Source organism: Alicyclobacillus fructus, from assembly GCF_017329605.1.
In the GTDB taxonomy this organism is placed as follows: Bacteria; Bacillota; Bacilli; order Alicyclobacillales; family Alicyclobacillaceae; genus Alicyclobacillus; species Alicyclobacillus fructus.
In genome coordinates, this window is the sequence record NZ_JAFMTY010000005.1 from 54,333 (window position 1) to 67,367 (window position 13,035).

Consider the following 13,035-nt stretch of genomic DNA (forward strand, 5'->3'; position numbering starts at 1 on the left):
GCACGATTTGTCGAAATCGAGCGAGAATATCAACTATGGAAATCATCCTATTCGGCAGAGGTTTGTGAATTCCTTCGTCACCAGAATGGAAAAACGGCCCGCGCTCATCCGAGCGCAGGCCGCAGAAGGGCGTACAGGTGCTGTCGATGGCCAGGCAACCTGGCTGCACCGCGCAACATGATGACGGACGACGATCGATCTTCAAAACCCAGTTTGCGGAGCCGATGCACGAAAGAGGCCCGCTCTGCTGGGACGTCAATGGCGACAGGCCCCTCCGCTTCTTCCGCCAACAGGTGCATCAGATTGAGCGCCATGATATCGTTCTGCGCCACGATGGGCCCCACCCGCATTCCTCGCCCCGAAGGGAGCACTAGGCCGATGCCCTGGGCGGCCCCCGTCTCGTCGAGCACCGCGATGACCTTATCGGCTACGCGCATGACGCGCCGCAGGAGCGATGTGCGGTCGGCTCCGAACGCATGTCCATCGAGGCGACAGGCTACCTCCGCCACATCACCCGATTCGCCTGGCGTCAAAGGCTCTTGGGGCAGATAGGGAACCAACACGCGATCCGCTTCAAGCCGGACCAGCTCTCCCACCGAGCGAAAGCCAAAGCGAGCGTATAGCGGAGCGAGTTCCCTTCGGGCGACCAGCGCAACCCGCGCTTCCCCATCCTCTCCGTCCAGGGTGCGAAGGACGTGATCGATCAACTTCGTTCCAATGCCCTTCCTCTGCATCTCCGGAGCAACCGCCACGTTTCCCATCCACGCGAGCTGCTCTCCATATCGATATACTGCGGCCACAGCAGCGAGTTCTCCATCCAGCCAGGCGCCCCATACGTCGCCGGCCGCAAAGAAGAGGTCGATCTCGGCTGGATCAAAGCGCCAGCCCACAGATTCCACCATCTCGGTCCACTTGCCGCGCTCCGCTTCGCCAAGGCGAGAAACCACCCATTGCGTTGCCATGCATGCCTCCTGTGCGCCATTGAAGCGCCATCCGATGGTCATATGAAAACATCACCCGACCGGGTGATGTCCTCTTCCCGACGATATGTACGCGAAGAAGCAAGCCTGTAAGCCGAGTTCTGTCCTCCTGTGCTCCGAGCGGCTTGACGCCTCGCACGTATGGAGTGGCAATCATCTATCTAGGCCGACTGTTGCCAGCCGGCTCCAGCGACCAACCCGGGCGCGCGGCGGGCCACCGCATCTGCGCCCCTACTTGGTCTTGCTCCGGGTGGGGTTTACCTAGCCAGCCCGTCTCCGGGCTGCTGGTGCGCTCTTACCGCACCGTTGCACCCTTGCCTGTGCTCAGACGAGCCATCGGCGGTCTGCATTTCTGTGGCACTTTCCCTGAGATCGCTCTCGCCGGACGTTATCCGGCACCCTGCCCTGTGGAGCTCGGACTTTCCTCCCGTGCAGCCTCGCGGCTCGCACCGGCGATTGCCCGGCTTACTTCTTCGCATCAGCATGGAGAGTATACTCGGAATTGGCCTGCGGTGCAATGGAGGATTTCGGTGCGGCGCGTGTCAAGGTATCGTAGGAGACCTCATTGCGCCATGTGGCCGCGCAATGTCGTGCGAACCCGAAGGACACACTTACCGCAGTGTCGACGCATGGATAAATGGAGACCCCACCGATGTGCTTGCACCTATGAGACCCTAACCAATCTCACGAATGCTCGTTATCTCGTTATTCTGATTCTGAAGGTGAAGTTCTCCACTTCGAACACAGCGTCCCTACCGCTGAGCCGACCATGGCGCCGACGATGATCCCCAAACTCTTGAGTTCCAGATATTGAAAAAGAATAGCCAAAACAGCACCGCATGCGGCAGCAAGCAGAGATGACCATTTTCTATAATTCAGAAACAAGAGAGCGATGAAGAGCGCAGGAAGCGAAAACTGCAGGATACCAGAAACCGAATTAGGAATTGCACGGCCAGCCAAGCAACCAACTGTGGTTCCCGAAATCCACGCGATATAACAGGATAAGATAAGAGCAAATTGATAGGATGGGTTCGGACGGCGATCGAGCGCACGACTACAACTAACAGCAAATACTTCATCCGTTAACCCGAAGGCTGCCAACCATTTCAACCTTTCCGGCCACGACGAAAAGGCCGGCCCCAGCGTCGTCCCATATAGAAAATGGCGCAAATTGACCAGAAGCAGGGTTATGGCCATCGACAGAGGAGAAGCTCCTGCACTGACAAGGCTAATCAACATGAACTGAGACGCGCCGGCGTAAATGCACGCGGAAATGAGAATACACAAAGGCCATGGAATTCCGCCGCTGGCCGCCAACACGCCGAAGGTCATAGAGATCGGCAGATAGGCAACCACGATTGGGATGGCATCCCTAAGACCTTGTATCATGAACGAACGATTGGCTTCATGCGCACACAAATGCTCTGTCCTCCTTGTTACGAAAGCAAATATGAAAGCGCTGCAAAGCACAGGACTCCGACCATGACAGTAAGGAGCAAGTTGCGTGAATACCAGGCGACAATACCGGTAGGAATGGAAGCTAGAAATGTTTCATTGTGCCATAGAAAGATCCCATGTTGATTTGGAAGAAAGATTTCCGGGCCCAACAAAGCCCCCAAAACCGCAGGTGTGACGAATACGAACCATTGTCTGAGCCATGTGGGCCACGTCATTCTTCCGCCCAAACTCAATGATCCAGCGCGTATCAAGTACGTCCCTACACCGACAATCAGGGTAACACAGAGAACACCGAGCATTGCACCACCGCCATACTCACGGTTTCGTGAAAACAAAGACATGCGTCCCGGCATCCATGTCGCGATCACCTATCGTAGGGTATACGCGCTCGTGTTCGGATAGCTCAAAACCAGCAAGGCGAGCCAATTGAGTGAATCGTTCAGGAAACGTCTTTTGTTCCACCTCGTAGTCCAAACCCGCGACTAAGGCTTGCAACTCCAAGACCTGAAACCGATAAAACGCAACCATCCTGTTGGATATCAAAGTGCCGAGTTTCAACCCTTCTGTGAACTTGAGTAGGTCTCGACATCGTTGAATCGCTGAGTTGAGTCGGTTCTCGTATGCGTCCGCTACGATGAGGGGAACGTTGCGCTGGAATTCATCAACCAGGCGCTTTTCTTGTGGCCATAAGCGGTCTCGAATCGCTCCTGGAATGGGCACCATGGTCGCAAGCATGTACGCCGTATGGTGTAAGATCAAATTCCGCTGACGCTCCTCTATCGTGCAAAATGGTGCGATCATTTCATCAGCAATACATAGTTTCCCCTTCACATCGAGGCAATCCCATGCCTTTTTCAAAAAGCGGTACGTGTCGAGATGATGAGATGCACCCACCGATGTGATCAAAGGAACCCGTCTTTCGATTTCAAAATCCAAGAAGTCGGCGTGTACACACTTGATATTTTTCCTTTGTCCCAAATTCTTCTTTAGATAGTAAAAGGCCGCTGAACTCGGTTCCACGGCAAGAATCTCTAGGTTAGGAATCATCTCGAGAAGCATGATGAGCGGCGCACCTGTCCCCGAGCCCACATCCATACACGCAAGGACATGCCCGTCATCGCACGGAATGTGTTTGCGGATCATTCTGGCGAGCGATACACATTGACGGGCATAGGCGGGGTGAACCAGTTCGAACCAATTGTACGAGTCGACATCGATACGGTCTTCTTTAGTGAGTTCACAAGCGTCATGATCTTCCTCCACCCGTTGAATATCCTTTGGCACAGTTGGATATCCGTGCTGAGTGAATATCTCGGATACCAGTGTGCGAATAACTAAGGAAGAATCTGTACACAAATGGTGTAAGGCTTCGAATTCGTCAGGCTCTAGAGTTTTTCTTCCAAAATCAATAAGATATTCTGCCTTCTCTAGGACAGTCTTTCCTTCCAAATCATGAATCGATCCCCGGATTCCATCGTGGGTCGACGACGGTTGCGTGAAAGGATTCTTACGAAAAGACAACACACTTACGGTGCGTTCGCCTTCTGGAACGACAAAGCTTTGAATATTCCACCGATACATCTCAGAATCCTGAAGAGAGTTCACGATTTCTTCCAGCTCACGAACGACCGATTCGATATCGCTTGTCTCCGCTGAAAACCGGAGCCGCGTCATCGCTAAACCGTTCATGATTTCAGTCCACGAGCGCTCAATAAGCGTTCTTGCATAGCGTCCGAATTTTACTTTTGTTGTATTCGTCGAATCTGGATGAAATAAGGATCGAGGATATTGCATCCATACAACAGCCCGCGCTTCATGTTCGATCGCCGAGTACACATGTGGAAGGTCGCCACGAAACGAAATGTAGTCTCCCGTCTCCAACAGGACGGGTTCCTTATCGGGTCCAGCCTTTAACCGTCCTTGAACCACAAGCAGATGTTCCATGACACCTTCTGGATGTGGGTCTGCTATTCGTTGCTCGCCTGGAACAAGAACCATTTCGTAAATTTCAAGAGACCCCTCACAAGACAACCTATCAATAAGCCGCGTGTATCCGGCGGTTCCGGAAATTTTAGCACCTTCTTCTGAACGAACCACACTGCTCGCTTCAGATGATGACGCGGATATCAGCGCTCCAAACGAAACGTTGAGCGCCTTTGCCAGTGCCCACAGCGTCTCGATGGTAGGGTTTCCCTTCCCGGATTCCAAACTTGAAATTGTAGCTTTTCCGACGCCTGACCTCCTCTCCAATTCAGAGATGGAACTTTGTTGCTGCTCGCGAAGTTGCTTTAGATTTGCCGCTAAAACTCTGATGATATCCATGGTTTCATGATAGATCGATATACCGAACGAGGTCAATATACCGAACACTGGGTCCATGGGGCTGAAAGAGACCCCAACACTTTCGCTTCTTTCGCTCCCATTAACCTCAAAAAATATATTCAAAATCGATCTTTTTGCACTTGCTGCACCACGTAACGACCGTGAATCTCGCCGGAAACCGTGAGGAGACAGTGAGCAGATGAAAGACAATCTGCGTGCTGGGGGGCACCCACGCGTTCTCCGAGGCAATGGCAGAAGCGAGCTTAGGTGTAGGAAGCCATGAATCGAACCATAGGATCGGCCGATCATCTGCCCAAAACACGGACTTCTTCGATATTTTCCCCGGTATGCGCCGTCCATCCGCTTCCGAATTCGACGCCACCTGTGTCTTTCGACCCCAGGCGCGCGTCGGCTGTCGATCCGGACCGCACGCATACGTCCATGGACCGCCCTACTTTTATGCACGACGGCCCCATCTTTGCTATGGTAAAGAGGAGTCCAAGCTCTGCGCTCCGGATGAGACACCGTTTCAAGGTCAACGCGCTTGAAAGGAGTGGATCATCTTGTTGCGGCAAAGTTCTGGAGTCACCGTCCTTCACCTGGACGAAAGCTTGTCCGTTCAGTCTCTCCCACTTCCTCCCGAGCACGAGATCGTTCAGTTGGACGATATCCCCGGGACGCACGGCATGTGCGATCCGTTTGCCGCGCGTGCCATCGAGCGGCGCCTGCGCCAGCGGATGTATCGCGGCGTCACCCTGGTTGGCAGCGGCACGTATCACTACGTCACGTACTTCCTCCTGCGCGAGTGCCAAGAGCCGTTCTCTCTCGTCCTGTTTGACCATCACACCGACTGCGCGGCCGAACCGCCGCTTCTATCCTGTGGCAACTGGGTCAGGCGGGCGCTCTTTCGCGTGCCTCTGCTGCGCCGGGTCGTCATCGTCGGCGCCCGCGACGCAGGCGAGTTGGGCGATCTCGGCCGACGGGATCGCGACGTCACACTCATCGATGAGAACCAAGTCGCAGGGTTTTCCACGCCGCGCAGGCTCACCGCACGCATCCTGGAAGCGACAGGACCCTATCCGGTCTACATCAGCATCGACAAGGACGTGCTCCATCCGGCCGACGCGGCCACCGACTGGGATGGAGGCAGCATGCGCCTCGGGACGATGCTGTACGCACTCGTGGCGCTCCGGCGCCACCGGCGCATTCTGGGCGTCGACCTGTGCGGCGAATGGCCCGTCTCACCCATCGGCGCCATGAGCGCCCGATCCCTTCGCGAAATCCAAAAAAACGAGGCCGCCAATCGCGCTATTCTGCATGCCCTGCGATCCGGATGACGTTTTCAGACCCAGCGCCAGGGATCAACGCCGTCGATGTCGACGCGGACCTCCACTGCCGAACCGAGCGCGCCGCGCAATCGCCGCGCCACGTGTTCGCAGACCGGCGCTTCGAGCGCGGCATGCGGCACGTCGACGATGGCAAGCCCGTCGTGCACCGCATCCGCCGCCTGATGATGCGACACGTCCCCGGTCACGAGGACGTCGGCGCCGCGCGCGAGGGCATGCGGAATCCATCCACTTCCGGAGCCGCCGAGCACGGCCACCGTCTGGACGCGGGTTCGAGGATGACCCGCGTAGCGAAGATGCGGCAGATGAAATACGCGCCTGACGTGATCGACAAAGGCCTCGAGCTCCATGGCTTCGGGCAGCGTCCCGACGCGACCGATGCCGAAGGCACGGCCCGGCAGCGCGAGCGGATACACATCGTAGGCGACTTCCTCATACGGATGCACCTCGAGCATTCGCGCGACAATGCGGTCGAGATCGCGCTCGTAGGCGATGGTCTCGAGGCGCACCTCGTCCACCAGCTCGAGCTTGCCGTGCTCGCCGATGTAGGGCTCTGTGTCCGGCCCTGGTTTGAACGATCCCGTCCCGGGTGCGCCGAACGTGCAATGGGAATAGCCTCCGATGTGGCCCGCTCCGGCATCGCCGAGCGCCTCGCGCACCCCATCGACGTGCGACGCGGGCACGAACACGACGAGCTTGACCAGCTTGTCGCGCCCCGTGACTTCCAGCAAATCCACATTCGCGAGGCCGAGCTTCTCGGCGATCACGTCGTTCACGCCACCCGGGGCGCAGTCGAGATTGGTGTGCGCGGCGAAGAAGGCGATTTGGTGCGCGACGAGCTTCGCGATCATCGCTTGGCGCGGCTTGTCCCATCGAATCTCCGCTAACGGGCGAAAGAGGAGGGCGTGGTGCGCCACGACCATGTCTGCCCCCCACGCCACAGCGCGCTCGGCGACGGACGGCGTCACCTCGAGGGTCACCACCAGTTTCCCGACGGGACGGGCGGGATCGCCTATTTGAAGCCCAATGCGATCGCCCTCCATGGCCATCCGCGCGGGCGCGATCTCTTCCATGGCCCGCACGACATCCGCAACCGTGACGGTCATACGCGATCCTCCTCCCACATCTCCATCAATACACGCCAAAGCCTTCGGCGCCTGACCAAGGCCTCGAGCTGGGCCGCGTGCGCCTCTTTGTTTCCGGCCCGTTCAACGCGCGCGATGGCGCGATCGGCCCGCATCGCGGCGTCCTGAATCCGGCACACAAGACACGGGTTGCGCGTTTGGCACAGGATGGGTCCCACCAGCCAAAGCGCTTCCCATGCCTCGTCCGGTTCGAGGCCGCGACGGCGAAGTTCGGCGAGCGCCGGTTCGTACGCAGGATCCGGCCCGGATCTCGGTTCCGCAGCCATGATTTCGTACGGCTTGTCCCCCTCGCACACGGCCAATTCGCCGACGAGGTGAAAACCGAGCCGATACAGCGTCTGACGGAGCACGTGACCCGCGCCCATCGGCTGGAACACCAGCCTTCTGGCCGAGCGGGCCACGTCCTCGCTCCGCGCGACCATCTCCGACTGCGCATGCCCTCCCAAGCCTGCCGAGACGATCACGTCCGCCTCGCCGACCTGCAGCGGCTTCAGGCCGTCGCCGAGGCGCAGCGATACGCGCGACAGAAGACCTCGAGCCGCGACATGAGCGCGAGCCCGTGACAGCGGACCTTCGCGGACGTCCGTGGCGATGGCGCGATCGACCATGCCTGCCTCGAGCGCATAAAGCGGCAGATAGGCGTGGTCCGTGCCGATATCCGCAAGCGTCTCACATGGAAGCGCCAACTGTGCCACGGCTGTGAGGCGCGGCCCCAATTCCATTGCAAATCGTTCCTCTCCACAAGTGAACTCACAGCTTCCAAGACGGGGCCTGTCTCCCCTGCAACATATACTGAATGTGCGCGAACACCTCGCGCAAGGCCGCGCGAAACTCTCCCTTGGTGGACGCGGCCCCGCAGCCCGTCGCCTGGATGCCCATCATCCGCGCGACCGCGAGCGCTCGCGGCAAGTGGTAATCCGAGGTAATGATGATGGCGGTGCGATAGCCTCGCGCGCGCATGATGGCGCTGCTGTGGTGCAGATTTTCCCACGTATTCGTCGACATCCTCTCCTCGTGCACCGCGTCCGCCGGGATGCCGTTCATCACGAGGAACCGCTTCATGCTGCGCGCCTCGGACACCGACTCGTTCTCTCCCTGCCCGCCGCTGACAATGATGGCCTGGATGTAGCCCTGCCGATACAGCGCGATGGCCGTCCGCAGCCGGGCTGCGAGGGGCTGACTCGGTTCGAACCCGTCCGTGTACGCGCCGAGCACCACGCCCACATCGCTCTTCTCCGGCCGCTGCGACCGTCCCACGTACATCAATCGATGCGCAAACCGAAACAGAAAGCCGAGCGAGCCCAGAAGCGCCACCACGCACGCCAACAGGCACATCCATAGCCAGGCCAAGGCCGCCCCTCCCGCCTCTCCGCATTTCCTCTTCCACCATACGCGGAGGCAGACAGCGGTAGACCGGCGGCCCGCACGTCTCTCTCGGGCTGGACAACGAAATGAGGCCGCCACGCCCCATCATGAGGCGAGCAGCCTGAACGTCGGGCAGAGTGGATGAGCCTTACTCGAGAAAATCCTTCAGCCGCTTGCTGCGGCTCGGATGGCGCAACTTGCGCAGCGCCTTCGCCTCGATCTGGCGGATGCGCTCGCGCGTCACGCCAAACACCTTCCCGACCTCTTCGAGCGTGCGCGTGCGGCCATCGTCGAGTCCGAAGCGAAGCCGCAGCACGTTCTCTTCCCGCTCCGTCAGCGTGTCGAGCACGTCCTCCAATTGTTCCTTCAACAGTTCGTACGCCGCAGCGTCGGCCGGAGCAGGCGCCTCGTCGTCCGGAATGAAGTCGCCGAGGTGAGAATCGTCCTCCTCACCGATGGGCGTCTCGAGCGACACGGGCTCCTGCGCGATCTTCTGGATCTCGCGCACCTTCTCCGGCGTCAGGTCCATCTCCGCGGCGATTTCCTCCGGCGTCGGCTCGCGGCCCAGTTCCTGCAACAGCTGGCGGGAGACGCGGATCAGCTTGTTGATGGTCTCCACCATGTGCACGGGAATGCGGATGGTCCGCGCCTGATCCGCGATGGCGCGCGTGATGGCCTGCCGGATCCACCACGTGGCGTAGGTGCTGAATTTGTACCCCTTGCGGTAGTCGAACTTCTCCACGGCTTTGAGCAGGCCGAGATTGCCCTCCTGAATCAGGTCGAGAAACAGCATGCCGCGGCCGACGTACCGCTTCGCGATGCTGACCACAAGGCGCAGGTTCGCCTCCGCCAAGCGCTGCTTCGCCTCTTCATCGCCCTGCTCGATCCGCTTGGCGAGCTCAATCTCCTCCTGAGCGGACAAAAGCGGCACGCGCCCGATCTCCTTCAGGTACATGCGCACCGGATCGGAAATCTTGACGCCCGGCGGAACGGAGAGATCGTCGAGATCGTAATCTTCGTCTTCGCGTCCGCCTTCCTCGTCGCGTTCGTTCACGACGTCGATCCCGAGCTCCGCCAATTGTTCGAAGAAGTCATCCATCGCATCGGCGTCCATGTCGAACGAGCTGAGCCGATCCGAGATCTCCTCATATGTCAACGAGCCTTGCTTTTTGCCCAGTTCAATCAGTTGCTGTTTCGCTTCCTGAAGGGTGATACCCTGATCCTCATCGCGGATCTCGTCATTCGTCTTCGCCATGTTCCCCGCCTCCTTTACCCCATATGGCGCAACCCGTCATTCGGCGTGGAGCGCGCGGGGCTGCTTCATGGTTGCAATTTGGCTCTGAATCCACTCCACTTGCAGCTTGATCTCTCTACTTTTCTCTGCGTCGCCAGCCGCCTCGGCCTCCGTCCACGCGCGCACCTTGTCCTTCAGCTCCTGTTCCAGCCTGTTCAGCTCGAGCGCCCTCAGGTAGTCGTCGACCAGGCCAGAGGTGATTTCCGGCGGCTCGTCAAACAGGAGCGAGGACGCCAGGCGAACCAACTCCTCATCCTCGAGGCGATCCAAGAATGCTGACGGCGGCTGCCCTGGCTGCTCGAGCCTCCACGAGTACACGTGCGACAAGAGCGCCGTGTGCAGCGGATGCGCCAGCTCCGTCACGCCCTTTTCCATCAGGTACTCGGCGGCCTCTTGGCTGAACAGCGCGGCTTGCAGAATGCGAAGGCTCACCTGGTCCTTGCCCTTGGCCGCGCGCGGCGAATTCACCGACGGCGCGAATTCTTCTTTTGAAGGAGAACGACGCCTTATTGGTTTCGCGAAAGCGCGCATCTCCTCCTTCAACGTTTCGACAGAGAGGTTAAATTCCTGTGACAAATTTCGCAACTGATATTCCTGCTCCACGGGGCTTGCTCGCTCTGCAAGCAACCGCAGCGCCTGGCGCACAAATTCCGTGCGGCCGGCCGGGCTCACCCATTCCGCTCGGGCGCGCAGATCCTCGATCAAAAACTGCACCGCCGTCCAGGTGGAGTCCGACAGCATGCGCTCGAACGCCCTTGGCTCGTGGGCTCGGATGTATTCGTCCGGGTCCATGCCGTCCGGCAGGCGCAAGACCACCGGCGTGATCCCCGCCTGTTCCAAGACATCGATGGCGCGGACCGTCGCTTTGCGCCCCGCTTCGTCGCCGTCGTACGCGATCACGACCTTGTCGCAATCCGCCTTCAACAAATGGGCCTGATCTTCCGTCAGACTGGTGCCGAGCGTCGCAACCGCGCACTCGATGCCCGCCTGCGCAACGGCCAGGACATCCATGTAGCCCTCGAGCAAGATGGCCTTCCGCTCCCGGCGAATGGCCTTCCGGGCACGATGGTAATTGAACAGCATCCTGCCCTTGTGAAACAGTTCGTATTCCGGTGAATTCAAGTACTTGGGCTTGGCGTCGGCGTCCAGCGCGCGGGCGCCAAAGGCCACGACCTGTCCCCGCCGATCCGCGATGGGAATGATCACTCGGCCGCGGAACCGATCCACCAGCTCACCGCCGAGATCCACCGCAAGCCCGCACGCGATGAGCTCATCGGCGGAAAAACCCTTCTGCTGGAGAAACGACATCATGGCCCTGCCAGACGGCGGGGCGTAGCCCAACAAATAGTTGGCCATGGTCGTGCGTGAAATTCCGCGCGAAAGAAGATATTGAAGGGCTTGCACTCCAGCATCTGTATTCATTAGAATGTGGTTGAACGCTTTTGCTGCCAGCTCGTGCGCCTGCCGGAATCTGTCCAGCTTCGGCGAGCGGTGAGACGGCGCATGGAGCGAGTCCGGCAGGGGAATGCCGCATCGCTCGGCGAGCAAGGACACCGTTTCGGCAAACGTGATGCCTTCGATGTCCATGAGGAAGCGGAACACGGTCCCTCCGGCCCCACATCCGAAACAATGGTACACCTGGCGTTCGGGTGACACGGAGAACGAGGGTGTGCGCTCATTGTGGAAGGGGCACAGTCCTACGTACGAGCGGCCAGATCGGCGCAGAGGCACGTATTCACTGATGACTTCAACGATGTCGACCTTCTGGCGCAGCGTGTCTATGAACGTCTCTGGAACGTTCATCACTGCACCCCCTATCCGGCGCCGCCGATGAAGCCTGTGCACGGATGTTCGCCGGCGTCTATTCACCTATTCTACAAAGTAGGACACTTTCCTCCTATCCGCAAAAAGTTGTCTCTTTCTCGACACGGTTCGACCGGCAGGCTTCTCTCGAAGCTTGCGGCGTCCCCGGAAGCGAGCTTTGAGACATGCCTAGTATCGACGCTCCAAGTCAAATTTATCCTCTTCCCCATCCCCGAATCAGTTTATGGCTCCCGCGCTTGACTTATGTGTCGGGATCGCCGCGATCTTCCTCGGGAAGCTCGAGAAACGACGCCACGATATCGTCGAGCACTTGGCGCGATCGCCCTCCCACACCTGCAAATTCCCGCAGTTGATGTGCGAGAATACGCGACAGCGCCTCGCGCATGGCGCCAGACAGGTCGACCCGATGCAGTTTTGCGATGTCGGCGTGGGCCAAGAGGTGCAGCACGGCCGGAGCTTTGCGCGGCACGAGCCATCCGCCACCCGCTGCCGACGCCTGGCTCGCACACCTGGGACAGATGAGGCCGCCCTCGCGAGGATCGTATCTCGGAGATCCCTCCGTTTCGGCCAGCGGCCGTCCGCACCTGATGCACACGCGCCAATCGGGCCCCACCCCAAGCCACGAGCACACCTTCAGTTCGAATGCGCGCGCGAGCACGTCTGCAGGCACGCGTTCCGCTTCCAGCCCGTCCAACACCGCCACGAACTGGCGGTACGCCGCCGGGGGTGCGTCGGGCCGCTCCGGAACGGTGCGGGTGACGAGATCGCACAAATAGGCGGCGTAGGCCGCCTTGAGCACATCTTCGTGCAAAGCCCGGCGCTGGCGGGCCATCTCGGCCTGCCGCACATCGCCCATGCCTCTGCCTTGGTACAGCACGTACGTCCCCTGCGCACACAGGCGCGCGGCCGCCGACAGACGTCCGGCTGACCTCGCGCCGCCCCGCGCCATGGCTGTCACAAGCCCGGTTTCGGTCAAGAGCGTCAGGATGGCGTCCCGCTCGCCGTAGCGCACGACGCGCACCACGACGGCCTCCGTGGTCCAAATCACCGTCACGCTCAACCTTTCAACGAAGCCTGGAAATGCGAATCCTGTTGGAACTCGTCTTCCTTCGCCGGCTGTTCGTCGTCCGCGAGTTGTTCCGCCTGCTGGCAGGCGCGATACAGGAGGTACGCGTACACGTCCCCGGTGAGCTCGAATACCTTCCACGTGATATCACGCATCGGCATCGTCTCCCTTCCGCTCCGCGGACTGCACTTCCATGCTCCTAGTCTGCCGAGGCGGATGGCCTCTATACCCGGAA

12 protein-coding genes and 1 other RNA gene are annotated in these 13,035 nt (G+C 59.4%); 1 reads left to right on the forward strand and 12 read right to left on the reverse strand.

Going from position 1 to position 13,035, the window contains the following annotated elements; translation table 11 throughout:
• Positions 1–104 precede the first annotated feature (104 nt).
• The 5 genes from J3481_RS03700 to J3481_RS03720 all read right to left on the reverse strand — a co-directional run bounded on the left by J3481_RS03700 (position 105) and on the right by J3481_RS03720 (position 4,817).
• Positions 105–962 (reverse strand): GNAT family N-acetyltransferase, encoded by an 858-nt coding sequence (locus tag J3481_RS03700; protein ID WP_206830881.1) that lies wholly within the window; start codon positions 960–962, stop codon positions 105–107.
• 92 nt (positions 963–1,054) lie between these two features.
• An RNA gene (rnpB, locus tag J3481_RS03705) (RNase P RNA component class A) lies at positions 1,055–1,452 on the reverse strand.
• 233 nt (positions 1,453–1,685) lie between these two features.
• Complete coding sequence (locus tag J3481_RS03710; protein ID WP_206830882.1) at positions 1,686–2,399, reverse strand: AzlC family ABC transporter permease; 714 nt, start codon at positions 2,397–2,399, stop codon at positions 1,686–1,688.
• A 17-nt stretch (positions 2,400–2,416) separates the two neighbouring features.
• A complete protein-coding gene (locus tag J3481_RS03715) occupies positions 2,417–2,791 on the reverse strand; it encodes an AzlD domain-containing protein (RefSeq protein WP_328702046.1) in 375 nt (124 codons plus the stop codon).
• The gene (locus J3481_RS03720; protein WP_206830883.1) at positions 2,754–4,817 is read right to left on the reverse strand and encodes a helix-turn-helix domain-containing protein; all 2,064 of its coding nucleotides are present in this window, start codon (positions 4,815–4,817) and stop codon (positions 2,754–2,756) included. Before J3481_RS03720 ends, J3481_RS03715 begins: the two co-directional genes overlap by 38 nt.
• A 506-nt stretch (positions 4,818–5,323) precedes the next feature.
• Here J3481_RS03720 and J3481_RS03725 point away from each other — a divergent pair.
• Entirely contained in the window at positions 5,324–6,097 is a 774-nt protein-coding gene (locus J3481_RS03725; RefSeq protein WP_206830884.1) for an arginase family protein, read from the forward strand.
• 5 nt (positions 6,098–6,102) lie between these two features.
• Here the strand turns inward: J3481_RS03725 and J3481_RS03730 are convergent, their stop codons facing one another.
• The 7 genes from J3481_RS03730 to J3481_RS03760 all read right to left on the reverse strand — a co-directional run bounded on the left by J3481_RS03730 (position 6,103) and on the right by J3481_RS03760 (position 12,955).
• Positions 6,103–7,212 carry a Nif3-like dinuclear metal center hexameric protein gene (locus tag J3481_RS03730; RefSeq protein ID WP_206830885.1) on the reverse strand — a complete coding sequence of 370 codons (1,110 nt, stop codon included), beginning with the start codon at positions 7,210–7,212 and terminating at the stop codon, positions 6,103–6,105.
• Positions 7,209–7,973 carry a tRNA (adenine(22)-N(1))-methyltransferase gene (locus J3481_RS03735; RefSeq protein WP_206830886.1) on the reverse strand — a complete coding sequence of 255 codons (765 nt, stop codon included), beginning with the start codon at positions 7,971–7,973 and terminating at the stop codon, positions 7,209–7,211. Before J3481_RS03735 ends, J3481_RS03730 begins: the two co-directional genes overlap by 4 nt.
• A gap of 28 nt (positions 7,974–8,001) precedes the next feature.
• Positions 8,002–8,601: a YdcF family protein gene (locus J3481_RS03740; RefSeq protein WP_206830887.1), complete on the reverse strand. Its 600-nt coding sequence runs from the start codon at positions 8,599–8,601 to the stop codon at positions 8,002–8,004.
• Positions 8,602–8,764: 163 nt separating this feature from the next.
• Positions 8,765–9,871 (reverse strand): RNA polymerase sigma factor RpoD, encoded by a 1,107-nt coding sequence (gene rpoD / locus J3481_RS03745; RefSeq protein ID WP_206830888.1) that lies wholly within the window; start codon positions 9,869–9,871, stop codon positions 8,765–8,767.
• Positions 9,872–9,907: 36 nt separating this feature from the next.
• Positions 9,908–11,713: a DNA primase gene (gene dnaG / locus J3481_RS03750; RefSeq protein ID WP_206830889.1), complete on the reverse strand. Its 1,806-nt coding sequence runs from the start codon at positions 11,711–11,713 to the stop codon at positions 9,908–9,910.
• Positions 11,714–11,975: 262 nt separating this feature from the next.
• Positions 11,976–12,788 (reverse strand): DNA repair protein RecO, encoded by an 813-nt coding sequence (recO, locus tag J3481_RS03755; RefSeq protein ID WP_206830890.1) that lies wholly within the window; start codon positions 12,786–12,788, stop codon positions 11,976–11,978.
• A 2-nt stretch (positions 12,789–12,790) separates the two neighbouring features.
• A complete protein-coding gene (locus tag J3481_RS03760) occupies positions 12,791–12,955 on the reverse strand; it encodes a YqzL family protein (RefSeq protein WP_206830891.1) in 165 nt (54 codons plus the stop codon).
• Positions 12,956–13,035 lie beyond the last annotated feature (80 nt).

Excerpts from the sequence above, each read along its gene's own strand:
- J3481_RS03700 (WP_206830881.1), bottom strand. The coding sequence starts at position 962 with ATGGCAACGCAATGGGTGGTTTCTCGCCTTGGCGAAGCGGAGCGCGGC.
- J3481_RS03715 (WP_328702046.1), bottom strand. The coding sequence starts at position 2,791 with ATGCCGGGACGCATGTCTTTGTTTTCACGAAACCGTGAGTATGGCGGT.
- J3481_RS03720 (WP_206830883.1), bottom strand. The coding sequence starts at position 4,817 with ATGGACCCAGTGTTCGGTATATTGACCTCGTTCGGTATATCGATCTAT.
- J3481_RS03730 (WP_206830885.1), bottom strand. The coding sequence starts at position 7,212 with ATGACCGTCACGGTTGCGGATGTCGTGCGGGCCATGGAAGAGATCGCG.
- J3481_RS03735 (WP_206830886.1), bottom strand. The coding sequence starts at position 7,973 with ATGGAATTGGGGCCGCGCCTCACAGCCGTGGCACAGTTGGCGCTTCCA.
- rpoD (WP_206830888.1), bottom strand. The coding sequence starts at position 9,871 with ATGGCGAAGACGAATGACGAGATCCGCGATGAGGATCAGGGTATCACC.
- dnaG (WP_206830889.1), bottom strand. The coding sequence starts at position 11,713 with ATGAACGTTCCAGAGACGTTCATAGACACGCTGCGCCAGAAGGTCGAC.
- J3481_RS03760 (WP_206830891.1), bottom strand. The coding sequence starts at position 12,955 with ATGCGTGATATCACGTGGAAGGTATTCGAGCTCACCGGGGACGTGTAC.